Origin of the sequence: Lacrimispora sp. (assembly GCF_046972725.1) — a bacterium.
Taxonomy (GTDB): Bacteria; Bacillota; Clostridia; order Lachnospirales; family Lachnospiraceae; genus Lacrimispora.
Genome location: NZ_JBKVXF010000004.1, coordinates 46,528 through 69,586, shown reverse-complemented (window position 1 = coordinate 69,586; position 23,059 = coordinate 46,528). Strand labels below are relative to the sequence as shown.

Sequence of the window (23,059 nt, the reverse complement as noted above, 5' to 3'; positions counted from 1 at the left end):
ACTAAAACACATATGATTCTATTATTAGTTTTTGCTTTATAGATATAGTGACATTTTTATAAGGATGTAGTATAATAAATGCAAACACTCGTTCGATATGTGGATAGGAGGTATTTTCTTGGAAAAATCAATCTCAAAATTATTAATCCGGCAGGATGAAGTTATCTTAATTAAAAATAGCGATACAGCAAAAAATCTAGATATCTATGGTAATTTATTTTCTGCATTACAACAGTTTAAAAAAGTATCCGATAAAGATTTGAATAATACCATATTTGATGAAAAGGCCAAGGTAGTTATCTTAAATAACAAAAAAATGTTAATTGACAACATAAAGGAAGAGTGGTCTGGAATTGGCTGTAATGATGAAGCAACAGGAGATGTAAGATGCCAACTTTGCAATCACCTAAACAGGTGGGTATTCTATATTAAAAATAACACTAATGGAAACGAATTACATGTAGGATCAGATTGTATCAAACATTTTAATGGCATTGAAAATATTAAAGAACTAGTAAGGCACAAAAAAGATATCGACAAAAAAATGATGAAAGAAAAAAGAATTATTGAATTTGAACAAATAGAATTACCCGAGCTGAATTTTGTTAGAGACGCAGAAAATAAATTTAAATCTATAGATGTAGTTCTACCCTTTGATTTATATTCAAATATTGAAAATTCACTATATAATTTAAATTACATAAAAACTAATTATATTAGCAATGGAGGCGATTTAAAAGAAATAGAAATTAAGTACAACGAATTAAAGTCTAAGCATAAAACTCTATGGAATGATGCTGCTGCTTTTTTCAAAAAAAGCAAAAGGTATAGACTAACCTGTAACAAGATTGTTGGTAAATGGATAAAAGAAAAGAACTATGATGTCTGGGAGAAGATTTCCAAAAACAATGGTATGCTCTCTGAGGATACATTAAGCTATGTTTTAGAACCGACTTTTATACAAAAACATTTAGTTGATTTTCAAAAACGCAATATTGATCCTGATATAAAAATAATAAAATTAAATGGTAATAATATAACATTTGAAATCAAAAATATAAATTTTCAAGATGGTTTATATTTTGAAGTGAGCTTAGAATGGTTTATGCAAAATATCGGTTGTAAGTGTTTAACTAGTAATAAATTTAAATTTGATAGAAATGATTTATCAATAAATTTCATAAATGCTTCAAATTCAAATATTGCTTCCATTTTAGACCGATTAAATTATATTTTAAAAGAAATAGGGTATTGTATAGAAATTTCCCGAGTAACAGATCAATTATATTATAAACGACTAGCATTAGAAAAAAAGAAAAATAAGTATAGCAATAATACAATATTTCAAGAAGAGCTATATAAAAAATTATCGAAGGAATATTTAACTAATATATTTAAAGGTATGATTTTTTATGATGACCAAAATATAAAAAATACTTTTAAATCAATTTTTAATATCTTAGAGCTAAGAGGAAAGTGGATCAGCAAAATAGAGAAAGATGAAAATGAAAAAATTGCTGGTGAAGCCGCCTCAATCAGTAAACAAAGAGATTTTACGCCTTATATCTAATTTATTAATGAGAACCACATTTTTTATTTAATTATAGGCCGTTTTTCTAGGTTCATATCCTCGCTTGTCTTATATCTATGTTGTAGATAGTGTCAAGGCATTGACGCTCCTTCGGTGTGAAGAAAAGTAAGCGCTACATAATCTACCGTAGTGTCATTTTCTCTTCCTTGCTGTAAGATTAGGATAGTTGGAGTAAATCACTCTAGGTTCTGATCTTGAACGGTAAAGGTTGTAGCATTTCACTGCTATTTATATCAAACTTTTGCATCATTTTACTCCAACTATTTCTTGGAGGATTTAATCAATGACAAAAGCTCAAAAAGATCAATACTGGCTGGACTGCATCCAGAAATGCCGCGTTAGCGGCTTATCTGATTATGCATGGTGTCATCAGAATGGCATATCTACCAGCTCTTTTTATTACAACATCAAAAGACTGCGTAGGAAGGCATCTGCTGTACCGGCATCAGTTCCAAAGGTTGTAGCGAAGCAGGAAGTTGTACCAGTTCACTACAATGAATTGTCTGAAACAAAAATAGTCACTCCTAACAATCCGCCGGATTCCATCGCAATCCGTCTTGAATTTCATGGTATCGTTATGGCAATCAGTCATGGTGCAGATGCCGCCATGATCAGAGCAACGCTTTCTGCGTTGCAGCAGCTGTGTTAGGTGATCTCTCCGGCGTGGCCAAGATTTACCTGGTCTGTGGCTACACGGATATGAGGCGCAGCATTGATGGTCTCATGGCGATTGTCCGGGATTCCTTCGAGTTGGATCCTTACAGCAATTCGCTGTTTCTCTTCTGTTGAAAAAGATGTGACAGGCTGAAGGCACTGCACTTTGATAAAGATGGTTTTGTACTTCTTTACAAACGATTAGATGCCGGCCGTTTCCAGTGGCCACGTAATTCTTGTGATGTCCAGAACCTTACAAGACAGGAATTCCGCTGGCTTATGGAAGGCCTGTCCATCAGCCAGCCAAAGGCAATCAAATCAACTATAAAAAAGCCCTTCTAGGTATCTGATGAAATGAATGCAAGCTGGCCTATTTGCTGGTATTATAACTCGTTTTGTAGTATAATTATTACATCATTTTAGGAGGTGCATGGTCATGGAAACATCTGGGAAAGCGGAAGATCTTAATACGAATGAACTCATCAATCATCTGCTCAAACAGCTTGAATCGAAAGATCGTCAGATGGAACAACTGAATCAGACCATTGCAAACCTCACGGAAACAATCAATGAATTAAAACGAAAGATTTTCGGTATTTCCAGTGAGTAATCAGCGAATGTTCCATGTATTGATGGACAGCTTAGTCTGTTTGATCCGCTTTTAATTGACGAACCAGTCCAGGTGCCTGAAACAATCAGCGTAGCTTCTCACGAGAAGAAGAAATCTCGTGCAACCCATGAAGAACTGGCCAGGTATGTTCCCGTTACAACGATTGATATTGAGCTGAAAGGTGATGCACTTAACTGTCCTTACTGTAATACTAAAATGGAGGATATCGGTTCCAAGGTGGTTCGTGAAGAGATCCGAATTACGCAAGCCAAAGTCGAGCGTGTTCAGTATGTACAACACAGCTATGCCTGTCCGGTATGTCGTGATGATGGGGAAGCAACGATCGAGAAAGCTCCGGTTCCAGCGCCACTGATCAGTCATAGCAGAGCCTCTGCTTCTGCGGTTGCTTTTATCATGTACCAGAAATGCATCAACTGTCAGCCATTCTATCGTCAGGAAAAAGACTGGGAACAGCTTGGTGTCAAGCTGAACCGGGGTACGATGGCCAGCTGGTTCAATACCTGTGCCCAGGTATATCTTGAACCTGTTTATAACAAGCTTCATGAGTATCTTCTTAAGCAGTCCGTCATACATGCAGATGAAACTACCTGTCAGGTACTTCATGAAGACGATAAGACTCCGGAATCAAAGTCTTATATATGGCTGTATACCAGCGGTGCTTTTGAGGAACACCGGATTGTGATCTATGAATATCAGCCATCAAGAGGCGGTTATCATGCAGCAAAGTTCCTTGCGGACTTCCATGGCTTCGTTCATACGGATGGATTCAGCGGATACAACCGATTGACGGATATCATCAGGTGCGGATGCTGGGCGCATCTTCGAAGATATATGTTCGAAGCAATCCCTAAGGTAAAGGGAGCAAGTGCCAAAGCCTCACCAGCATATATCGGGTATGCTTACTGCGAACAGCTCTTTCAGATTGAAAAAACTCTGAAAGATTTAGAACCAGAAGAACGCCGGAAGCAGCGTCTTGAGAGAGAACGACCAGTTCTTGACGCATTCTGGAAATGGATTGATGGAATGAATGCCCTTGGCGGATCAAAGCTTGCCAAGGCTATTACCTATGCCAAAAACCAACGCCCTTATATGGAGAACTATCTTCAGGATGGAAGATGCTCTATTAGTAATAATGCAGCGGAACGAGCAGTAAAATCATATGTCATGGGAAGAAAGAACTTCCTGTTTCATGACACGGTAAAAGGTGCCAGAGCAAGTGCTGTAGTATATACACTTGCAGAAACAGCAAAAGCGAATGGATTGAACATCCGTCTTTACCTGGAAACAGTAATGGCCAAGATGCTGGACTACACAAATGAGCCCGATAGTATCTTAGAAGAACTGATGCCATGGTCAGAAGCAATGAAGCAATCCTGTAGCTTGGAAAATGGTAATGTATAATTTTTTCATTGAAATGAAAAATCGGAAAAAGCAATACGCTATTTTATGTAGCGCTTACGAAGAAAAGCAGAGAATCACTTAGGGCGGAAAGGATGTCTCCATGCATTCCGGAGGCATTCTTTTCGCCCTAAGTCTTTATTCACAATACTGCCTGTTTTGTACTAGAACTTTTTTCTCTGATTTCTCGCCTTCCACTCAGGAAGTTGAGCGCATTTACCGTAAAGATTATGGATATTCGAGTAGGATGGAACTTAGTTCAGTTATCTCTCTTTCCGGTTTTGGCAAGATTACTTTAGTTCTATGAACGGAACTCAGTTCCGTTCCCTCTATTCTTGGTTTAGATCAAATCCTCTGGTTTCATGAACAGAACTCAGTTCCGTTTTCTCTCCTCCTAACTCCGACTTGAACCTTCCCTCCACGAACAGAACTCAGTTCCTCTTATCAGTTTTCTTTGTCATTCTGGATTATAGAACTAAACGGAGGTGTATTTAATTCATTGCATTTTAAAGAGTTCCCCTGCAACACTTATTCCTAGCTATATTTGATTCTCCCTTCACCCAATTCTCCAACTGGGTCTTCTCATGTATCTTGTATACAATTCATTAAATTTATTCTCAATATCTTTTCTCTCATTTAGCTTCTCCCCCCAATTATTTTCTATAAAACTTTTTACATCCTTTAATTCTTCTTTTTCTAATTGTGGGCATAAACTTTCACCTATAACAAATGCATCGTAACAAGCATCAACGGTATCATAAAACTGTTCAATTTCTCCTGTAAGTATATAATTTATTAGAATTAACGCCTTTGTTACCTTCATATGAGCTATTGTATATTCTATTTTGTATGAATTAACCTCTTCAGCTAAACCTAGTGCTCTAACAATATTTCTATATGATAATTCAAGAATCTCTCTAACTTTTTCGCAAGTTTTTTCTCTTTTTGCCATACGCAGTTCACACTTTGCTTCTTGATGAAGAAATTGAAAATTATAATTTAGAGTAGAATGAAGCCCTTCATAAATTAAATATGGAAGCCTAACTGTTCCTTTGGTGTCATGGTTTGAGAAAAGCAATTGAATTTTATCTAACATGTAATATTCTTTTAACCGATTTCTTACTTGTAAATTTTCGGAATTAGAATATGTATTTATTATGTTACAATATGACTTTACAATTGTTTTATGATTATAAGTATTATTTGCAAAACCAGCAAGGCACTTTACTGCCCAGTAATTTGAATTTAGTATGAATTTAAAACCAGAATGTTTATTCTCAACTTTTTCAAGTTCTGAGAGATAGTCCTTCTGTATCGATATAGAAAATTCAGTAGCTAAATCATATAAAACGTCATCAATTCCTAGATCCACAGACACTTGTGAACTTATGGCACCTTTAGTAGCCAGGATAATAAGTGCTCGAACTTCCTTTTCACATTCATTACGTAAAAAATTTACCTTAGGTAAAATTGATTTTCGTTTATTCTTCAAAGTATTATCGTCAACTCGGAATAAATAGTCTAATATAGTATCATTTTCCTTGTAGGGCGCTAAACTAATATTACCAATTTTATTATTAAATAAACATCGTTCTTTTTCATTAAACTTATTTTGAAGTTCATAAAACTTTACGTTTTTATTAGGTATATCCTTATTGTCTTTATAGTATTTATAAAAATCCATATCGCTTTTATTCACGGCCAATACTAATTTAATATTATTTTCTTTAAAGACATCTAATAATGGTATTATTCTATCTCTATATTGCTCAAAATCAATTACTTTATCATCTATTAAATAAATGACATTTTTTCTCTCTGGTAAACTCATAATTACATTATCACCCAACTCTATAGATGATGGAAAGTAATAAACCTTATTGTTTTCAATTGCTTTCAGTATTTGTAATAACACATATGTTTTTCCACTAAAATTAGTTCCAGAAACTATATTTAATGTATATTTATTTTCTAATATATTTTTTGTTATTTCTTCTCCGCAATGACGTTCGATAAAAAAACCCGGATATTTAATTACACCGTTATTAATATCTACTCTATCGTTATAAAATAAATAATCAAGATTTTTATCATTTCGTTCGTCTAAGTATTCAAGTCTAATATCTGTAAACTCACCAAGTAAATCTTTTTTACGAAGAACCTCGTTTTCTTTGCTAATTAAGTGTATAGACTCATATAATTCTATAATTGAATTGTCATCTACTTTTATAATATCTGTTATTCCATATTCTTTAAATTTTATCGTGTTTATATCTTTTTGCTCATCAAATAGCACATATATAATATGGTGTTGATCATTCCTTTTAGCTTTTACTTCCAATTGGGTTCCTGCCGAATATAGAATATCTAATTCATCATCAAGGCTACACCCAATGAATAATATACTTTTAGAAAAGAATGCACTTTCCATTACGTTAAGTATATCTTTATTATCGCTACTTTTTATTAAATTAACATATTGTCGTTTTCCCAAAACACAATATTTTGAATCTCCGGTAGTAACATAACGTTTAGCATCACCATGCAATTTTATAACACTATTTTTATCATTCCGTACTGAATACTTATCATAAGGTACTACCACATCAATATCAAGTGTGTTCTCAATTGCATCATCATAATTTAATGTAAAAATTGTTTTCCAACGAGAATTTAAAAAATGGCGCCTTGATTGATCGATATCAAATACCTTAGTAAAATTTATATCAATGTAGTCTCTAAATCTTTCTTTATATTTGTAATTTTCCTCAGCGTCTAAATAATCCCATAATTCATCAGCCAAATTAGGTAAAGGTATTTCCTTAAACTCTGATTCATCACTTTTTTCAATACTACTCATAATAGATACCATTTCTCTTTTTAATTCATCCACGGAAGGCACCACTCCATTATGGGTCCTCAACTCTTTTGTAAAACCTGCTCCTATTACTGGAACTAGATTTCCTATATTCATCAAGGAATTTAATTTTGAAATCCAAACCTCCTTGTCTTCAGCTATTGAAAAATCATAAATTCTTATTCGCCTATTTTCAATCATACGTCCCCCTTCTACACTTTTTATGGGATTACCACTACTCATATCTAAAAAGTATATTACCAAATGTGATGCAATATTATTTTATTAAAAATACGATACTTTCTTACTTTAAAATATATACAATTCCATCTTATCACATTCAGTGAGAATTTGCCATAATACTATACCTCTTCTAATTAAAAATTTATATTAATAAAAAATCTATTGCATTTTATCAAAAATAGTATAAAATTATAAGTGGATACTTTCTGGACAAAATAACTATAATGTCCAGCTTTTTATTACATAAGGGGTTTACTTGGCAGAGTTAAATCCCTTATTTATTTCAGCAAGTACCAACGAATCATAATCAAAATCTCTTTGAGGAAAGCTTTGAAAAGCATTTTTCTTTTCTTGATGGCTCAGACCTCTAATATCACGTTCTTTACGGTTTATGTCCGTTTCAATCTTTAATCCATCACCCAAAAGCATGACATTATAAATACACGATCTCATATACTGGATAACGCTTTTTATCTCCCTGGTTGTTTTGGCATAATAATAATCGCTAATAACTCTTTTGCAAAAATCATAAAAATACTGCTTACCAATGACAGTTCTCAATTTATCCATGATTTGTACATTGCTTATACTTAACCCACTATATTGCATATGACTAATATAGCATAAATCATGCAGTGTGGTAATAAATATTTCATAGATCTCTGAATATTTGTTTCTCTCCTCCTCCTCTTCAAAAAGGTCTTCCAGATGAACTGTCTTAATTAGCTTTGCCAATTCATCTATGTTCATTTCATAAACAACATTAGAGGATGAGGATGATATTATTTTGTTTATGGTTAAATTACTGTTTATGTTAATGTCCGAAATCTCGGTATCCGAAATTTTGGTATCCGGTGCTCCACTTCCCGTGTCCGAAATTTTGGTATCCGGTGGTGTAATTTCTATATGTTGTGCCATAATGTTTCTTTCCTCAATATCTAGCGTGTCCGAAATTTTGGTACTCGGTGATATTTCCGTGTCCGAAATTTTGGTATCCGGTCCAACATTTCCCGTGTCCGAAATTTTGGTATTCGGTAAACTATCTACATTAGGATTATCATTTAAATAATAATCATTTACAGCCATACGGCCACTATCACGCCTCTGAATGACTGTAACATAATTGTAGTCAATGAGCTGCTTATAATAACGTTGATATGTATTATGACTAATACCAAGGTCCTTCAATATGTTGTCTTTACTTGGGAATGCACTATTTCCACTTCCTGTCCATACACAAAAATAAGCGTATATACCTTTTGCTTTAATATTTAATCTTTGATCCGTCATAACCATGTATGGCATCCAACCATATCCCGCTGACTTTAATCCGCCAAACCGTATTCTACTAAAAGTAGCATCACCATTTGTAAGCGATGAAGATGAGGATTCAAACTTTTTAGGATTTGAAACAAGAGTATAAACATTTTTCTTAAAGCCATTTGAAGAGTTCTCCTGTTTTGTGACAACATAGTTTTGCTCGATAAGCATTTTAATGTGCTTATAATATGTGTCCTTATTGATCCCAAGATATTTTACTATTGTATCCCGGCTAGGAAAAACGGTTGTTCCATTGCCAGCAAGACTAGCAAAATAGGTATAAATGCATTTTGCTTCCAAAGTTAGATCAGGATCTAACATCACATATTTAGGCAGTATTCCTCCACCTTTAGCACCTACACCCTCTATCTTTAAAATATCTTGTATCTCAGCCATTTTCTCACCTACTTCCGTTATCCAAAATGCCTTCTAAGCTTATTTATATCACTGCAATACCATTAATTTCAACATGTCCACTAGCCTCAATCACAATGCAAGACTGGCCATTTACAAACTGCTTCCTTACCAAATAAGACTTGTCTGGAGCAACCTTTATGCTTACGTCCGATGTCTTAATTTCAAAACTATTTGTATTGGCCACATTGGAGGCCATAAAAACAGGAAACTCATCTACCTGACTTTCCTGGAATCGCTGATCAAAATCTTTAAGATTTTCCTGACTGGCACCGTTTTTCTCCAATAGTTTTTTCATCTGGTACTTATCCAGGGTAAAGGGTACTGATTCATCCTTAGTCTCTTCTAACATTTCATTTATGCTATCATGAATTTTTTTCACTATTTCAAAATTGCAATTTTCTCCCAGAGTTTCCTTTACTATCAGTTGAAAGGTTTCTTTTTGATTCTTGGCAGACATTGGAATCTTGCAGCCTAATAACTCATCAATCAACCGCTCCGGTATTTGCTCCGGGTTCTTGGTATAATAAAGTAGACCATGAATGTCTGTATTACGATTAGTAAATGCAGGAAAAACAAAGCCGGTATCCGGAGCTTCAACAAGCCAGTCCCTACATCTGTTTTCAATTGTATTTAATTCTGAATTATAGCAAAGCCCTGCTTTTGATAATTTTACAGGACATATGGTGCACTGAATGAATTCGAATACAAAATCAGAAGCATCATACATCTCCAAGCCATCTAAGGATTTTGCGGGAATATCATAAGCACAGTGAATGAGGATGATGTAATAATTCTCTCCGTAATCGTAGCTTCCGATTACCTTGTCGTAAAAAGCTTCGATAAGTGCGTCATCCTTTAACTGGCTATCCCGAAGTTTCAATAAGAAATTCTGGGTTCCACCCTCTTCTTCCGTAAAAAGTGGAAATTTCATATTCACCATATTTTTACCGATAGAGCCAGATAAGGCACTTTTAAAAATGTTGAAATATTTAAAAGTCTCTTCTTCCGGAAGGGACAGAAAAGCTTCTTTAAGCTCTGTTCTCTTGTTTTTTTCAGAATCTACATAGCAGCTGCAAATTCGACTAATGCAACAATTAGTAGGGTTAAAAGTTTTTTTAATTTCACTAACTTCTTTTCTTTTCATTTCTTTCTCCTTTGTATAAGTTGTATCTGACTCTTATCGTAAATTAAGTTTGCTGTGCCAACATACAATATTTAGGTATAACGACGACATTACCTACTCTCTGTGATTTTAAATTTATGTATAAGTGTATTTCTATCCCACAATTCTACGTTGCATTTTTTACCAAGTTCTGTTGCATTGGCTGTAAAGAACGAATTCGTTATAACCATTCCTCGATCTGCATTATAGTAGCCAATGGCTCCCATGACCTCCTGCACCGCACTGTTTGATATTCTTCCTTTATAGCGTTTAGCTTGAACTACCACCTTTTCTCCATTCTTTTTTATAATCAGATCTGCGCCATAATCATTAGTTTTAGGTGTTGTGAAAACTTTATAGCCGTTCTTTCTAAAGTGAGCAGCTAAATATTCTTCAAACTCTATTCCGGAAAGATGGTCAATTTTTTTTATGTCGCTGTATAAATAAAACTGTTTCTTTTTCCATTTAATAAGAAATCCACTCAGAAGAAGAATAATAAAAATAATTATGGTAATAAAAATTAACATCGAAAGTAAAATTGTATATTTTCCATCTATAAGATAAATCTGATAAAACATAAAAAATCCTTCTAAAGCAAGTACTTGTAATATAAATTCTTTCAAATTTTGTTTTTTATCTCTACTGCAATAACGCCTTTTGGTCAAACAAATTAACCTCCATTCTATCTAATTGTTTATTCAAAATAAAGCTGTCCTTGAATCTTATGCTCACCAGCAACTCTGGCTCGCCCGGAAGAACCTCTGAGCTTGGACAATCTTCGTTTTGTTGTGTAGCGTTACGCATTGTTATAGAAGAAACTCTATTGCAAATACGCTTTCAACGCCTTACGAATCACCCAGGAAATGGAGCGTTCTTCCTTCTGACAATGATCCAACAACTTCTTAAACTGCTCCGGGTCCATGCTTATATCCTGCCTTATGTATTTCTCACCTTCTGCTTTCTTTGGTCTTGCCATTTAGTACGCTCCTTTCCCTGTGTATCACATCATAAAGTTTTTTTATCTTCGTTTACCAGATTTAATGCAACAAAAAACTACCGACATAATATTAGCCAGTAGTTTTGTTTTTTTAATAGTATTCAACTTCGAAATTTAATAACTCAATTACATAATCGGGGCACTGCCTTCCTTCCTACTCCCAATCTCGAATAGTACCAACTGGTATATTGTACTTTTCGAAGAATTCGGATTGACTTAGTATAGTCTTTTCCCGAATAGATTTAACATCAATTAAAGGAAATTTTAAATCTTCCTTTCAGCAGTTCTTCGAATCCAGGATCCAATTCAATATACCGTGACAAAAATTCCTCTGGTTCGCATGGTGCCAATTCAATGTGGACCTGTTCTTTTAATTCATTGTCCATGTATGCTGAAATAATTTCCATCAACACACCATCAATTATGTATTCCTTGCCATATCTTTTCATTTTTATTTCCTCCGCTCTTTTATTATGTATTTATAATGATACGGCATTGCCGTACTGTCAATGCTTAAATTTTGAGAATAATAAAAATAATTTCTACTGACTAATATTGAATTTTCAAGGAACAATAATTCTTTTAAATTTCAGTTTACGTGATTATAGATCCGTACATATCGGCAAGTGATTTTAGTCCTTCTTGCGCCCCATATGGGACACCTATCAGTTCAACACCTCCACGATACCCTTCATAGATTCTGTGTTTGCCCCAGACCGCATATCTTCCCTTTTTGGAAATATGACACTTAAGAAGACCAGACACCCAATGACCATCATCTGTTATGCATGATATTTGAATTGCTCCATTTGGCCATTTTTCCGAAGGAAAATCAATAAATTCAACTCTATCAATATGTAACGGATATTTTTGATTACTGTACTCATTTCCCCAGTTTGAAATTTCATACTTTTGCATATATCTCCTTTCCCCTGTATTCCGGGAAATTTCTAATTTTGCAAGCTTACTTCGAACCTTAATTTCATCTGCGCTGGGTATAAGTCAACTTCCGGTTTTCGTATCCCAGTCCAACGCTTGCCACCAGCTTCCCCGATGCATTTCCAACCTGCCGCCGTTAAACTTGCCCCTGTCTCCGTATCAAGAATATATGTAACCAACCTCTTATACCCCCTGTTCCGGGCTGCTCTCCATGCGGCGGCATAGAGAAAACTACAAGCATTATGTGTTCCATCAGTACAAAGGCGGTTTACTTCCAAGGTCCACCCATCGTCAAGATACCGGCTTACCGGACGGCCAACTATGGCAACGCCTACAATTTGTGAACCATCTTCTTTTTCCATATCTGCCGCCGCAACAGAAAATTTATGGCCCACAACTGGTTTATGGTGCCTGTGGCACTGCTCTACAAAGGCATTTGCTTCTTTCAAACTCACCGGAACCAGTTCCAACATCTTCCCATCTCCTTATTTTATTGTGCACTTTCACGAATACTTACACAGACTTTCGGCATCTATTCTTTGTGCATTTTGTATATCAAAATACATAATATATAATTGAAGCTTTTTTTGTATACATTTGTCATAAACTTGCTTTTTCACTATTTACATCTCTTTTTTTGTGTGATATCATGCTGGAAACCATGGTGATAATTAACAATGAAAAGAGGTAGGAAAAATGTTTAATATTAAAAAAATATATACAAACCATTCTAATACGCGATTTTTGTGCGATTGCCCTTGCGACTCGCCAAAAACAGCCAAGTATATTGCAGCAGCCTTTTTGTTATCTGTCCGCGAATATTACCGCTTCGCTGACTTATATGTAAAAGGCTCAACGGTAATTCTTGATACACTGAATCGAGAAAAAACCGAAGCATTGATTGTGTTACTTAATAATTCAATCGCAAAGCACTGATTAATGTGGAGGAAATCTTGAGCTCAGTTTCCTCCGCTAAATTCGGGTTTAGTTTACTAATGGCTAAGGCTATATCATCAATATCTCCCTCACCATAATCTATATAACAACTAAGCGCATCATAAAGATTATCTGCATTAATGCCAGCATAAGGCACATCCATAAGGCAAAAAGCATCCTGAATTTTATCAAAAAGTTCATCTTTTAGAAAGCACACTTCTTCTGTCTGTTTTCTAACTATAGCTATCTCATTTACTATTTTTTCTCGTTTCATTTATGCCTCCATAAATAATAAGCCCCCCCTGTTACAGTCCTCAAATCATATAATGCAACTGCATTTTCCTATCTATTACTCGGCGGCATGTTACATTTCTATAGGATTAACTGTGATTCTATTAACTTCAACATGTTCGCTGATTCCGATTACAATACACGGCCGTACATTGATCATCTGGTTTTCAACCAGATGGGTCTTGTCCGGAGTTCTTTAAACCACGGCTTTAGACTAGGCTTAAAGTTTTATTGCTAATTATCTGAGATAATATTTTTTAGTAACAACATGGCCTGGCCTAAAAGTTCTCTCACTCTCTTGGATTTCTCATCATCATGTTCATTCATATAGTCTTCAAGGGTTCTATCCAATACGTTAATATCTTTTAATAAATCTGACTCAGGTTTAAAATTTTTTATTATAATACCATCTTCGATAAGAACAATTTCCACGAGAGACTCATCTTCTACACCCATATGTATACGTACATCTTTTGGCAATACTATTCTACCGTGTCTATCTATTTTTCTTACAATACTAGAATCCATAAATTTGGCACTCTCCTTTCTGAGTAATGGCCCATGAATAGAGCCATTACCCGGCGTATCTACTCTTTAACCAAAATATTCAGTTCATTAATAATCTTGTTTATATCTGCTCTATAATCAATGCCCCCGCTTCCTTCTTTCTTATAAGCGGTGAGCGCAGTTTTTAATTCTTTTGTGGCATTGACAGTTTGTTCCAAAGAAGAGGTTAATTTTACTTCAAGACGTATTCGCTCCAGATCCTGTACTGGTTTGTTTTTTAAACTCTCTAATTCAGTTTCTAACTTTCCAATCTGATCTTGCTTTTGCTTCAGCAATTTATTACTTTCATCTAATTTTTTATCTATATCTTGTTGAGCAACATCTTTTTCCTTAAGCTTTCCTTCTAGTTCTTTTACCCTAACACGATCAGGATTATTGCTACGGATTTCTTCTTCAATTTGCCTCTTTATCTTTTCTTTCTCCTTATCAAGTTCCTGCTTAATATTTTCCAGCTCTTTTTTATGCTTTTCCTGTAGCTTCTCACTCTCCTCTTTTAATTTACTAATTTCAGTTTCCTTATGGATTAGTTCTGTTTGAGCAGCTTCTTTTTCTTTCTTTAATTTTTTGATATCTTGTAAAGATACCTTCTTTCCCTCCTGTATAAGTTTCAATATATTTCGTTGCTCTTCTTCCGTAAGAGAAGAGTAATTAGCCCCTTCCGCCAGTGTAATATTATTACTTAAAAATTCCTCCTTTAGTTCCGGTATAAGAGAATCAATCCCCTTATACTTTTGGACCTGACGTTCAGTCATTCCTAACATTGCTCCTACTTCTTTATTTACGTTTACACGGTCTTTATAAGGAAGCAGTGCATTACGTCTCTCAATTAACTCAGCTCGCCTCGCTACACGCTTATACTTGTCCTGTGGATTGTTAGGCCGAACCTCCTCATTAGCATCCATAAGCCTGATTTCACTGTCAATCTTATCCAATTCAGATAAATCAGCATTATCAGCATATTTATTCTTTTTTATATTAATAGGATATCCGGCCTCAAAGCCTTTTACATTATCTAGAAAATCTTTATACTCCTGTGACTCTGTATTATCATAATTTTTAAATTTATCTAGTAAGTAATCAATCGCCCTTGTTCTTCGCTCTCCGGACTCAATAACATACAAGTCTTTATCTTCGTCATAGTAACCTTCCAGATTATGTATTAATCCAAAATGCAAAATTCCCTCAGCAAGTTTTTCTATATCAACCTGAGTGTAATCATTCTTTTCATTAAATATAATTTTTTTCCTTGGGATAATTTTAAAATTAAAAGGGACGTTGCTCTTTTTCTCATTTAATTTTCCAACTATCTCCTGTAAATCATTTTCAGTATTCGCTTTACCTCTCTCATCAGATACTGTAACCACCTCCTGTATCTTGGCTACATCACTTCCTCTAAAGCTAAGTCCTTTAAACTTTTGCACTGGCATATAATAACCTCCTTACATTGCTTCCTTCATATTTTCTCTTAAAATTTTTTCAGATTGAGTATCTAAAATTCCCATCTCTAACAATAAATTACAATAATCACCCAACGCTCTTGAATTTGGGTAAGTCAATAATGGTTTAAATTCTCTTTCGATATCATTGATTTTGGTATCCTGACGGATAGCAGTATCAAAAAACATATTATTCATATTTTTTGAGAATGTCTTACTAGTTTCCTTAAATGCATTTGTAATAACATTGGCCTGAGTAATAAACGCTCCCAGAAATTGAGGAGTCTCCAAGTCGTGCTCTTCCTTTATATAGATAATACTTTTTAAAGTTTCCTGTAATCCCTCAAAGGAGTACTGCTCACACTTGATTGGAATAATAATAAAGTCTGCTGCAAAAATACTGTTTACTGTCAAGATATTATTTGCTGGTGCATTATCAATTAATATATAATCAAACTCTCCTGACACTGTGGCTAATGCTCGTTTTAAGATCGTATTATTATTACCTGTATTACTGACCACCAGATCCTGAGTTAGTTTATGCCTGTGGCTACTAGGCAGTATATAAAGGTTTTCAATATAGGTTTTTCTTATTAGAGCTTTTACCTCTTCTCCTTGGCGATACCTAAATCGATACAGCTCTGCAATATGATAATCATCACTTTCAGGGAAGAGAATACCGTTCTCCACCTCCGGACTATCCTTTTGAAATAAATGGAACTGCATAGAAGTATTTCCCTGAGGGTCCTGATCAACAATCAGAGTCTTCTTACCTAAAGAAGCCAAAAGCTCGCCTAATACTACGGTTGTTGTGGTTTTGCCAACTCCACCCTTATTACTGTTAATGCTACCGATAATTGCCATGTTCTTATCCTCCTGGTATATGTAATTTACGAAACTAATATAGGTTAAAATTTATTCCTTAAATAATTGATTTTTTAATACTAAGAACTACTAATTTTATCATCTAAGTAACTAAAGCTTATACTGTCACCATTTGAGTCTACTACCTTTACCGTATTTCTATTAATTAGTTCACACCTAATCGTTTCCCAGATAAACTGCTCTTGAATATACTTAATCAACTTATACTGCTCTATTGTCTTGGCCCCCTTGATCATCAATTTCATCTCCCCTTCTCTTTCTCAATTTCAGCAATAAGATCCTTTATCGTTTCCTGAAGTTTATATAATAGCTTTTCCTTTCTCTTAAGTTCCTCTTCAAACGCTTCAAAACGCTTTTGGTAGTCTTCTTCTACCTTAGCAAGCATTTCCTCCCTCTTCATGCAAAAAGTGACTAGATACTCAAATTTATCAGTCAGACTCCTTCCAGGGCATCTCATTAAATATCTTTCAGTTTCAGGAAAAAGCCTGATTGATGTTGGCCGTCCTTTTTTCTCTCTCCTTGCCATATCATTTCTCCAATACATTTTTTTCTACAAATGATTCGGAAATAGGAAATCCTAGATATCTGTATTTTTTATTTTTAAATACAACTCCTTGAAACAAATTTTATATAATTTCTGGAATGTTCCCTATTGTCTTTTCTCATACATATCTTTATAATTCCTATATGCACATCATCTCTGGAATAAAGAGGAGAGCCATTATATGACTATTCAAGTTCTGATTAAGGAGCTAAATCGAATTTGCCAAATTCGAATTCCAGGTGTTGCCAACGCCCGTTAGATGCTGTGTTTTTTATCCCCCAAGTGTTAGGACTCAAAAAAAGAGACCTAACACTTTTTTAGGTCTCTCTCACTCTTTATTCATTTTCCATCTGTATGCAACGAATCCACATCCCATAACACTACAGACATGTTGGTAGTGCACTCCAGTTCTTCATTCCATGCTCCGTATGGCGGCCGCAGATACTGAGGCTTTATGCCTGTAATTTTTTCTATTATCAGATTACTTTCTTCAATTTGCTCACATGCAGTTTTTATAGATTCTTTGCTCATCTGCACATGACTGTACCCATGACTGCCAATCAAATGGCCATCCGCCTGCATCTGCTTTACAATTGCTTCTTTCCCCTCAATATTTTCTCCCAGAAGAAAAAATGTGGCATGGACACCTCTTTTGCGCAGTCCATCCAGAAGCCGTTGTGTATAAACAGAGTGCGGCCCATCATCAAAGGTAAGTGCAATCTGCTTACTCCCGGAGAACTGCTCCCTGACTTCATCTCTTGCTTCTGCTCCCGCATCCGCCGGCAGAAATAAAGTATTCTTTGTCTCTGAATAAGAATCATACATTGCCTTTACACATAGAACATCCAGTATTAAAACGGCCAAAAAACAGACCACTTTCCATCTCATTTTCATAACCCCAGCTCTCTGCCATTATTATTAAATCTATGGGGTAAGACAGGAAAATAAAACCGAAATCTGCTTATGGCATTACCTGCCAGCCCGTTTCAGTCACTTGGTTCTGCTAACAGCCCGTATTTCATGTACGCGAAAGAATCCCACCACCACCGCAGCGCGATCCTCCCGGAGTTTTTTTATGGTATAGGACGAACTTTCCTATACCACAAAAAAGGGCTGTTCCGCCATCAAGATGGGGAACAACCCTTAAAGCTTAGTTTAATTGGAAGCTTTGAATTAAGCCATGCAAACGTTAACTGCCTGCAGACCACGGTTTCCTTCTGTTGTTTCGTAAGTTACTTTCTGACCTTCTTCTAAAGTCTTGTAACCATCAGAAACAATACCGGAGAAATGAACAAATACTTCCTCACCTGTAGCGTCATTCACGATGAAACCATAACCCTTAGCACCATTAAACCATTTTACTGTACCGTTGTTCATAACGTGTACCTCCTATAAATATAAAAAATTAATTGTTATATCGTCTGAAACAAAAAATCACATATTTTTGTAAATCATCATCCGAAAATAATGACTTACAAAAATATGTGAAATCATAACTCCATTCGATAATACATGTTCATTCTAACCCGAATTTGCAAAATTGTCAAGACCATTCTGGCATTTTATCATATGAAAAACAGAGCTTAAAACTCTGTTTTTCATATGCCTGGAACCTAATTATTTTAAAGTAACTTTTGCGCCTTCTGCTTCTAAAGAAGTCTTGATCTGCTCTGCTTCTTCCTTAGATGCACCAGCCTTTAATACTTTAGGAGCACCATCAACTACGTCTTTTGCTTCCTTTAAGCCTAAGCCGGTAGCTTCACGTACAACTTTGATAACTTTAACCTTGTTAGGACCAACTTCTGTTAATTCTACGTCGAACTCAGTCTTCTCTTCAGCTTCTGCTGCGCCGCCTGCTGCTGCAACTACTACGCCTGCTGCTGCAGATACACCAAATTCTTCTTCACATGCCTTTACTAATTCGTTTAATTCTAATACAGATAATTCTTTGATAGCTTCGATAAATTCAGCTGTTGTTAACTTTGCCATTATAATATACCTCCGTATTTGATATGTTTGTTTTCTTTTTAAAGGAAGTCCGATTCGCTATTAGCTCATCGAACAGCTAATTTTCTAAATGTAAGCAATGCTTCGCTTGCTTTCATTAAGAAAATTATGCTTCTGCACCCTGTCCATCTGCGATCTGCTTGAGAACACGGGCAAAATTGGTGATAGGAGACTGAATGCTTCCAAGTAACTTTCCAAGAAGGATCTCTCTGGAAGGAATGCTTGCGATTTTCTCCATACCCTTTGCATCATAATAAATGCCTTCAACAACACCGCCCTTAAGCTCTAATGCGGGAGCTGTCTTAGCGAACTCAGCAAGAATTCTTGCAGGAGCTGTTGCATCTGTCTTAGATACAGCAATTGCTGTAGGTCCTTCCAGATTTGGGCCCAGTGCTTCAAAAACAGTTCCCTGAGCTGCAAAACGGATCATGGTGTTCTTATAAACTTTGTAAGAAACTCCAGCCTCTCTTAATTTCTTACGAAGCTCTGTATCCTGAGCAACGGTGATTCCACGGTAGTCAACAACGACTGCGGTCTCAGCGCCATCCAGTAATTCCTTGATCTCGCTTACGATTGGCTGTTTTAATTCAACTTTTGCCATTATGGTTTACCTCCTGTTTAGTCTAAGCCATACGGTTGTCCGCAGGGCCCGCTCGTATAAACCGCAAAGAAAAACCTCTCCGCCACACGGACAGAGAGGTCTACAATTCATTTAATAAAATGATTTTTGTATGTTCCTCGGCAGGCGTTTACACCTTATGCCTTGCGGCACCTGCTGTCTTCGGCAGTCAATACTGAATTAGTATATCATTATTTATAATCGATGTCAACCACAAAGCAAAATTAGTTCATTAACTTTGCTACATTAAGCTTTACACCAGGACCCATAGTGGATGCCAGGGTTACGCTCTTTAAGTAAGCACCCTTAAGAGAACTTGGTTTTGCTTTAATGATCGCATCAACAAGCGTCTGGAAGTTGTCCGCTAACTGTTCTTCTGTGAAAGAAGCTTTTCCAACTGGCACGTGGATAATATTTGTTTTATCAAGTCTGTACTCAACCTTACCAGCTTTGATATCGTTGATTGCTTTGGTTACATCCATCGTAACGGTACCAGCTTTTGGGTTTGGCATTAAGCCCTTCGGTCCCAGGACACGGCCCAAACGACCAACAACACCCATCATGTCTGGAGTAGCAACAACTACATCAAAATCCAGCCAGCCTTCGTTCTGGATCTTCGGAATCAGTTCCTCAGCTCCAACAAAGTCTGCACCTGCGGCCGTAGCTTCGTCAGCTTTAGGTCCCTTGGCGAAAACTAAGATGCGAACAGTTTTTCCTGTACCGTGCGGAAGTACAACGGCACCACGGATCTGCTGGTCTGCGTGACGTCCGTCACAACCGGTTCTGATATGAGCTTCAATGGTCTCATTAAATTTAGCACTTGCATTCTTCTTAACCAAAGAGATTGCTACTGGTGCATCGTAGAGAACAGTACGATCTACTGTCTTAGCTGCCTCTGCGTATCTTTTTCCTCTTTTCATTCTAAATAACCTCCTAGTGGTATTGTCGGGGATTTTCCCTCCCACGTTTTAAAACTTCGCCGACTGCAAAAAAGGCAGTTCTGTTTGCCCAAAAGATGATTTTCCAAACTCATCCGGCACTGCGCCTGACTTTGCCAAGAAAATTATTCCTCAACGGTGATACCCATACTTCTTGCGGTACCAGCGATCATGCTCATAGCTGTCTCAACAGATGCAGCATTTAAATCTGGCATCTTAAGTTCAGCAATCTTCTGTAATTCGGCTTTGGAAATCGTAGCTACTTTTGTCTTATTCGGAGTTGCAGATCCGGATTTAAGCTTACAAGCTTTCTTTAACAATACAGCAGCTGGCGGAGTCTTGGTTATGAAGCTGAAGCTTCTGTCAGCATAAACAGTGATAACAACCGGAATGATTAAATCACCCTGATCAGCTGTTCTCGCGTTGAATTCCTTTGTAAACTGTACAATGTTTACACCATGCTGTCCAAGAGCCGGACCTACAGGAGGAGCTGGTGTAGCCTTCCCTGCTGGAATCTGCAATTTGATATATCCTGTTACTTTCTTTGCCATAATTAGGCACCTCCTAAATAATGTGGTATTGTCGGGGATTTCCCTCCCACGAGCCTATACACCTGTATAAGCCGCTTTTACTTGTTACATCTTCTTTATCTCGCTGAAGTTTAATTCCACCGGAGTCTCCCGGCCGAACATCTCAACGTTAATGGTGATGGTCTTCTTACCTTCGTTGATGGACTTGATGGCACCAACAGTATCTTTCCATGCACCGGAAGTTACCACAACGGTATCTCCCACTTCAAAGCCAACAATGAACTCTTCGTTCTTGAACCCAAGTTTCTCCATCTCTTCTTCTGTCAGAGGAACCGGTTTTGATCCAGGACCTACAAAGCCTGTCACTCCTCGGGTATTACGTACCACATACCATGTGTCATCATTCATGACCATGTGAATCAGTACGTAGCCGGGAAACATTTTTTTATCGGCCTTTTTTTCAACGCCATTCTTAATTTCAATGACAGCTTCAAGCGGAACCGATACTTCCAGAATCTGATCCTGCAAGTTTCTGTTTTCGATTGTTTTCTCAATATCGACTTTTACTTTGTTCTCATAACCTGAATAGGTATGGACTACATACCAATGTGCTTCTGACATAAACTCACCTTAACCCTTACGAATTATAAGATAAAACTGAGACCAAACTTGATGATCAGATCAATAATCGCAATAATCAGTCCTAAAGCAATCGATGCTGATACAACAGCGATCGTCTGTTTCGTTACGGTATCTTTGTCAGGCCAAACGATTTTGTAAAACTCAGCTTTCAGACCTTTAAAAAAGTTCTTCTTCTGAGTACCCTCGTTGTTCACTGTATCTCCCATAATTTCACATCCTTTACAAGCTGATTACTTTGTTTCCTTGTGCATTGTATGGCTCTTACAGAATCTGCAATACTTTTTGGTTTCCATTCTGTCCGGATGAGTCTTCTTATCCTTGGTCATGTTGTAATTACGCTGTTTGCATTCAGTACATGCCAGTGTGATTTTTGTGCGCACGACTTCCACCTCCACTTAAATTTTCGTTGTTGTGTTTCAGTCCCTTTTTTTCCGCTGTAAACATTTTTGAGCATAAAAAAAAGACCTAAGCTCTTCCATTCGCCCAATCACTATAACATATGGGGCAGGATTCGTCAATCTTTTTTTAGAAAAACCGTGAAATTATAACGTTTGACATTATAACACGGGAAACTTTAAAAAGCAAGTAAAAAGTTTCCCGTGAATATTCTAGTACTCGATCTTTGTCAGATATCTTGCCAGTGCATCCTGCCAGGAGGGCAGGCGGACAAAGCCGTTTTCATCAAGCTTATCCTTGCTCATGCGGCTGTTCATGGGCCGTTTTGCCTTGACCGGAAACTGATCGGAGCTTACAGGCTCAACCGTAACATTCATTCCTGCCTGCTTAAAGATTTCGCAAGCAAACTCATACCAGCTGCACAATCCCTCGTTGGTTGCATGGTAGCGGCCGTATTTCTCGGTCTCGATCATATCCACAAGAAGGCGCGCAAGATCATACGTATAGGTAGGAGAACCGATCTGGTCGGCAACTACCGTAAGCTTATCGCGGGTCTTGCCAAGGTTCAGCATGGTTTTAATAAAGTTTTTGCCGTTCACACCGAATACCCATGCAATGCGTACGATAAAATACTTTTCCAGGATCTCTTCGATGGCCAGTTCTCCCTCGTATTTGGTCTGACCGTAAACATTCAGCGGTTCCCTTTTATCATCCGGTTCCCAGGGTCTTGTTCCCTGACCGTTAAATACGTAATCTGTGCTGATGTACATCAGCTTGATATCCAGCTCCCGGCATACCCTTGCAATGTATCCGGTGCCGGCAGCATTGACCTTCCGGCACAGTTCTTCATTGTCTTCTGCCGCATCAACAGCCGTATAAGCGGCGCAGTGAATCACGGCATCAGGCGCTGCTGCTTTGATGACACGGTTCACACTTTCCTCATCCGTAATGTCCATTTCTTCAATGTCCACACCGATGGCTTCATGTCCCCGTTTCTTCAGTTCGTTCATTATATCGAATCCAAGCTGGCCCTTTACGCCAGTAACAAATACTTTCATA

The 23,059-nt window shown here is 36.7% G+C and carries 27 protein-coding genes, 1 pseudogene and 1 other annotated feature; of the genes and pseudogenes, 5 read left to right on the top strand and 23 right to left on the bottom strand.

The features are described from left to right. The first annotated feature begins 118 nt into the window (after positions 1 to 118). From ACLTWA_RS14410 to tnpC, 5 genes and pseudogenes are all read left to right on the top strand, one after another. On the top strand, positions 119 to 1,570 hold the full coding sequence (locus ACLTWA_RS14410; protein WP_412328599.1) for a hypothetical protein: 1,452 nt from the start codon (positions 119 to 121) through the stop codon (positions 1,568 to 1,570). 304 nt (positions 1,571 to 1,874) lie between these two features. After that, the gene (gene tnpA, locus ACLTWA_RS14405; RefSeq protein ID WP_412327642.1) at positions 1,875 to 2,240 is read left to right on the top strand and encodes an IS66 family insertion sequence element accessory protein TnpA; all 366 of its coding nucleotides are present in this window, start codon (positions 1,875 to 1,877) and stop codon (positions 2,238 to 2,240) included. Then, a pseudogene (tnpB, locus tag ACLTWA_RS14400) lies at positions 2,234 to 2,587 on the top strand (IS66 family insertion sequence element accessory protein TnpB). Before tnpA ends, tnpB begins: the two are co-directional and overlap by 7 nt. A 94-nt stretch (positions 2,588 to 2,681) precedes the next feature. Then, positions 2,682 to 2,855: a hypothetical protein gene (locus ACLTWA_RS14395; protein ID WP_412328598.1), complete on the top strand. Its 174-nt coding sequence runs from the start codon at positions 2,682 to 2,684 to the stop codon at positions 2,853 to 2,855. 72 nt (positions 2,856 to 2,927) lie between these two features. Then, positions 2,928 to 4,277 (top strand): IS66 family transposase, encoded by a 1,350-nt coding sequence (tnpC, locus tag ACLTWA_RS14390; RefSeq protein WP_412328597.1) that lies wholly within the window; start codon positions 2,928 to 2,930, stop codon positions 4,275 to 4,277. Positions 4,278 to 4,830: 553 nt separating this feature from the next. On the opposite strand, the gene ACLTWA_RS14385 is transcribed toward tnpC, so the two are convergent. The 23 genes from ACLTWA_RS14385 to rfbD all read right to left on the bottom strand — a co-directional run bounded on the left by ACLTWA_RS14385 (position 4,831) and on the right by rfbD (position 23,058). Continuing rightward, positions 4,831 to 7,332: an SIR2 family protein gene (locus tag ACLTWA_RS14385; protein ID WP_412328596.1), complete on the bottom strand. Its 2,502-nt coding sequence runs from the start codon at positions 7,330 to 7,332 to the stop codon at positions 4,831 to 4,833. A gap of 294 nt (positions 7,333 to 7,626) precedes the next feature. Next, positions 7,627 to 9,090 (bottom strand): helix-turn-helix domain-containing protein, encoded by a 1,464-nt coding sequence (locus ACLTWA_RS14380; RefSeq protein WP_412328595.1) that lies wholly within the window; start codon positions 9,088 to 9,090, stop codon positions 7,627 to 7,629. Between the two features lie 43 nt (positions 9,091 to 9,133). Continuing rightward, positions 9,134 to 10,255 (bottom strand): DUF4317 domain-containing protein, encoded by a 1,122-nt coding sequence (locus ACLTWA_RS14375; protein ID WP_412328594.1) that lies wholly within the window; start codon positions 10,253 to 10,255, stop codon positions 9,134 to 9,136. A gap of 89 nt (positions 10,256 to 10,344) precedes the next feature. Then, on the bottom strand, positions 10,345 to 10,938 hold the full coding sequence (locus tag ACLTWA_RS14370) for a restriction endonuclease (protein ID WP_412328593.1): 594 nt from the start codon (positions 10,936 to 10,938) through the stop codon (positions 10,345 to 10,347). A gap of 155 nt (positions 10,939 to 11,093) precedes the next feature. Continuing rightward, complete coding sequence (locus ACLTWA_RS14365; protein WP_412328592.1) at positions 11,094 to 11,249, bottom strand: ribbon-helix-helix protein, CopG family; 156 nt, start codon at positions 11,247 to 11,249, stop codon at positions 11,094 to 11,096. Positions 11,250 to 11,518: 269 nt separating this feature from the next. Further along, positions 11,519 to 11,719, bottom strand: a complete 201-nt coding sequence (locus tag ACLTWA_RS14360) for a hypothetical protein (protein WP_412328591.1) — start codon at positions 11,717 to 11,719, stop codon at positions 11,519 to 11,521. Positions 11,720 to 11,864: 145 nt separating this feature from the next. Continuing rightward, a complete protein-coding gene (locus ACLTWA_RS14355; RefSeq protein WP_412328590.1) occupies positions 11,865 to 12,188 on the bottom strand; it encodes a hypothetical protein in 324 nt (107 codons plus the stop codon). Between the two features lie 32 nt (positions 12,189 to 12,220). Further along, positions 12,221 to 12,682 carry an XF1762 family protein gene (locus ACLTWA_RS14350; RefSeq protein WP_412328589.1) on the bottom strand — a complete coding sequence of 154 codons (462 nt, stop codon included), beginning with the start codon at positions 12,680 to 12,682 and terminating at the stop codon, positions 12,221 to 12,223. Between the two features lie 437 nt (positions 12,683 to 13,119). Continuing rightward, positions 13,120 to 13,419: a hypothetical protein gene (locus ACLTWA_RS14345; protein ID WP_412328588.1), complete on the bottom strand. Its 300-nt coding sequence runs from the start codon at positions 13,417 to 13,419 to the stop codon at positions 13,120 to 13,122. A gap of 251 nt (positions 13,420 to 13,670) precedes the next feature. After that, positions 13,671 to 13,964, bottom strand: coding sequence for an AbrB/MazE/SpoVT family DNA-binding domain-containing protein (locus ACLTWA_RS14340; RefSeq protein ID WP_412328587.1), 294 nt, complete (start codon positions 13,962 to 13,964; stop codon positions 13,671 to 13,673). 59 nt (positions 13,965 to 14,023) lie between these two features. Next, positions 14,024 to 15,430: a hypothetical protein gene (locus ACLTWA_RS14335; RefSeq protein ID WP_412328586.1), complete on the bottom strand. Its 1,407-nt coding sequence runs from the start codon at positions 15,428 to 15,430 to the stop codon at positions 14,024 to 14,026. A 12-nt stretch (positions 15,431 to 15,442) separates the two neighbouring features. Then, positions 15,443 to 16,303 (bottom strand): ParA family protein, encoded by an 861-nt coding sequence (locus ACLTWA_RS14330; protein ID WP_412328585.1) that lies wholly within the window; start codon positions 16,301 to 16,303, stop codon positions 15,443 to 15,445. 262 nt (positions 16,304 to 16,565) lie between these two features. Then, complete coding sequence (locus tag ACLTWA_RS14325; protein WP_412328584.1) at positions 16,566 to 16,850, bottom strand: hypothetical protein; 285 nt, start codon at positions 16,848 to 16,850, stop codon at positions 16,566 to 16,568. A 357-nt stretch (positions 16,851 to 17,207) separates the two neighbouring features. Next, positions 17,208 to 17,762 carry a polysaccharide deacetylase family protein gene (locus ACLTWA_RS14320; protein ID WP_412328583.1) on the bottom strand — a complete coding sequence of 185 codons (555 nt, stop codon included), beginning with the start codon at positions 17,760 to 17,762 and terminating at the stop codon, positions 17,208 to 17,210. A gap of 279 nt (positions 17,763 to 18,041) precedes the next feature. Next, on the bottom strand, positions 18,042 to 18,245 hold the full coding sequence (locus ACLTWA_RS14315) for a cold-shock protein (RefSeq protein ID WP_158377501.1): 204 nt from the start codon (positions 18,243 to 18,245) through the stop codon (positions 18,042 to 18,044). A 240-nt stretch (positions 18,246 to 18,485) separates the two neighbouring features. Beyond that, positions 18,486 to 18,857, bottom strand: a complete 372-nt coding sequence (rplL, locus tag ACLTWA_RS14310) for a 50S ribosomal protein L7/L12 (RefSeq protein WP_026893227.1) — start codon at positions 18,855 to 18,857, stop codon at positions 18,486 to 18,488. A 124-nt stretch (positions 18,858 to 18,981) separates the two neighbouring features. Then, complete coding sequence (gene rplJ, locus ACLTWA_RS14305; protein ID WP_412328582.1) at positions 18,982 to 19,476, bottom strand: 50S ribosomal protein L10; 495 nt, start codon at positions 19,474 to 19,476, stop codon at positions 18,982 to 18,984. 59 nt (positions 19,477 to 19,535) lie between these two features. Then, positions 19,536 to 19,678: a sequence feature (ribosomal protein L10 leader region), on the bottom strand. A 40-nt stretch (positions 19,679 to 19,718) separates the two neighbouring features. After that, on the bottom strand, positions 19,719 to 20,414 hold the full coding sequence (gene rplA / locus ACLTWA_RS14300; RefSeq protein ID WP_412328581.1) for a 50S ribosomal protein L1: 696 nt from the start codon (positions 20,412 to 20,414) through the stop codon (positions 19,719 to 19,721). A gap of 143 nt (positions 20,415 to 20,557) precedes the next feature. After that, positions 20,558 to 20,983, bottom strand: coding sequence for a 50S ribosomal protein L11 (gene rplK, locus ACLTWA_RS14295; protein ID WP_394524791.1), 426 nt, complete (start codon positions 20,981 to 20,983; stop codon positions 20,558 to 20,560). A gap of 84 nt (positions 20,984 to 21,067) precedes the next feature. Beyond that, positions 21,068 to 21,583, bottom strand: coding sequence for a transcription termination/antitermination protein NusG (nusG, locus tag ACLTWA_RS14290; RefSeq protein WP_412328580.1), 516 nt, complete (start codon positions 21,581 to 21,583; stop codon positions 21,068 to 21,070). 23 nt (positions 21,584 to 21,606) lie between these two features. Then, positions 21,607 to 21,810, bottom strand: coding sequence for a preprotein translocase subunit SecE (gene secE, locus ACLTWA_RS14285; RefSeq protein WP_412328579.1), 204 nt, complete (start codon positions 21,808 to 21,810; stop codon positions 21,607 to 21,609). Positions 21,811 to 21,834: 24 nt separating this feature from the next. Further along, positions 21,835 to 21,984: a 50S ribosomal protein L33 gene (rpmG, locus tag ACLTWA_RS14280; RefSeq protein ID WP_013271142.1), complete on the bottom strand. Its 150-nt coding sequence runs from the start codon at positions 21,982 to 21,984 to the stop codon at positions 21,835 to 21,837. A gap of 228 nt (positions 21,985 to 22,212) precedes the next feature. After that, entirely contained in the window at positions 22,213 to 23,058 is an 846-nt protein-coding gene (rfbD, locus tag ACLTWA_RS14275) for a dTDP-4-dehydrorhamnose reductase (RefSeq protein ID WP_412328578.1), read from the bottom strand. Position 23,059 lies beyond the last annotated feature (1 nt).

Bases quoted from the DNA above. Each gene is read 5' to 3' on its own strand.
- ACLTWA_RS14340 (WP_412328587.1), bottom strand. From the start codon at position 13,964: ATGGATTCTAGTATTGTAAGAAAAATAGATAGACACGGTAGAATAGTA.
- ACLTWA_RS14375 (WP_412328594.1), bottom strand. From the start codon at position 10,255: ATGAAAAGAAAAGAAGTTAGTGAAATTAAAAAAACTTTTAACCCTACT.
- ACLTWA_RS14360 (WP_412328591.1), bottom strand. From the start codon at position 11,719: ATGAAAAGATATGGCAAGGAATACATAATTGATGGTGTGTTGATGGAA.
- ACLTWA_RS14355 (WP_412328590.1), bottom strand. From the start codon at position 12,188: ATGCAAAAGTATGAAATTTCAAACTGGGGAAATGAGTACAGTAATCAA.
- ACLTWA_RS14315 (WP_158377501.1), bottom strand. From the start codon at position 18,245: ATGAACAACGGTACAGTAAAATGGTTTAATGGTGCTAAGGGTTATGGT.
- secE (WP_412328579.1), bottom strand. From the start codon at position 21,810: ATGGGAGATACAGTGAACAACGAGGGTACTCAGAAGAAGAACTTTTTT.
- rplJ (WP_412328582.1), bottom strand. From the start codon at position 19,476: ATGGCAAAAGTTGAATTAAAACAGCCAATCGTAAGCGAGATCAAGGAA.
- rplA (WP_412328581.1), bottom strand. From the start codon at position 20,414: ATGAAAAGAGGAAAAAGATACGCAGAGGCAGCTAAGACAGTAGATCGT.
- ACLTWA_RS14330 (WP_412328585.1), bottom strand. From the start codon at position 16,303: ATGGCAATTATCGGTAGCATTAACAGTAATAAGGGTGGAGTTGGCAAA.
- rplL (WP_026893227.1), bottom strand. From the start codon at position 18,857: ATGGCAAAGTTAACAACAGCTGAATTTATCGAAGCTATCAAAGAATTA.
- nusG (WP_412328580.1), bottom strand. From the start codon at position 21,583: ATGTCAGAAGCACATTGGTATGTAGTCCATACCTATTCAGGTTATGAG.
- ACLTWA_RS14395 (WP_412328598.1), top strand. From the start codon at position 2,682: ATGGAAACATCTGGGAAAGCGGAAGATCTTAATACGAATGAACTCATC.
- ACLTWA_RS14350 (WP_412328589.1), bottom strand. From the start codon at position 12,682: ATGTTGGAACTGGTTCCGGTGAGTTTGAAAGAAGCAAATGCCTTTGTA.
- rfbD (WP_412328578.1), bottom strand. From the start codon at position 23,058: ATGAAAGTATTTGTTACTGGCGTAAAGGGCCAGCTTGGATTCGATATA.
- ACLTWA_RS14380 (WP_412328595.1), bottom strand. From the start codon at position 9,090: ATGGCTGAGATACAAGATATTTTAAAGATAGAGGGTGTAGGTGCTAAA.
- ACLTWA_RS14385 (WP_412328596.1), bottom strand. From the start codon at position 7,332: ATGATTGAAAATAGGCGAATAAGAATTTATGATTTTTCAATAGCTGAA.
- ACLTWA_RS14320 (WP_412328583.1), bottom strand. From the start codon at position 17,762: ATGAAAATGAGATGGAAAGTGGTCTGTTTTTTGGCCGTTTTAATACTG.
- tnpA (WP_412327642.1), top strand. From the start codon at position 1,875: ATGACAAAAGCTCAAAAAGATCAATACTGGCTGGACTGCATCCAGAAA.
- ACLTWA_RS14345 (WP_412328588.1), bottom strand. From the start codon at position 13,419: ATGAAACGAGAAAAAATAGTAAATGAGATAGCTATAGTTAGAAAACAG.
- ACLTWA_RS14365 (WP_412328592.1), bottom strand. From the start codon at position 11,249: ATGGCAAGACCAAAGAAAGCAGAAGGTGAGAAATACATAAGGCAGGAT.
- rplK (WP_394524791.1), bottom strand. From the start codon at position 20,983: ATGGCAAAGAAAGTAACAGGATATATCAAATTGCAGATTCCAGCAGGG.
- ACLTWA_RS14325 (WP_412328584.1), bottom strand. From the start codon at position 16,850: ATGGCAAGGAGAGAGAAAAAAGGACGGCCAACATCAATCAGGCTTTTT.
- ACLTWA_RS14335 (WP_412328586.1), bottom strand. From the start codon at position 15,430: ATGCCAGTGCAAAAGTTTAAAGGACTTAGCTTTAGAGGAAGTGATGTA.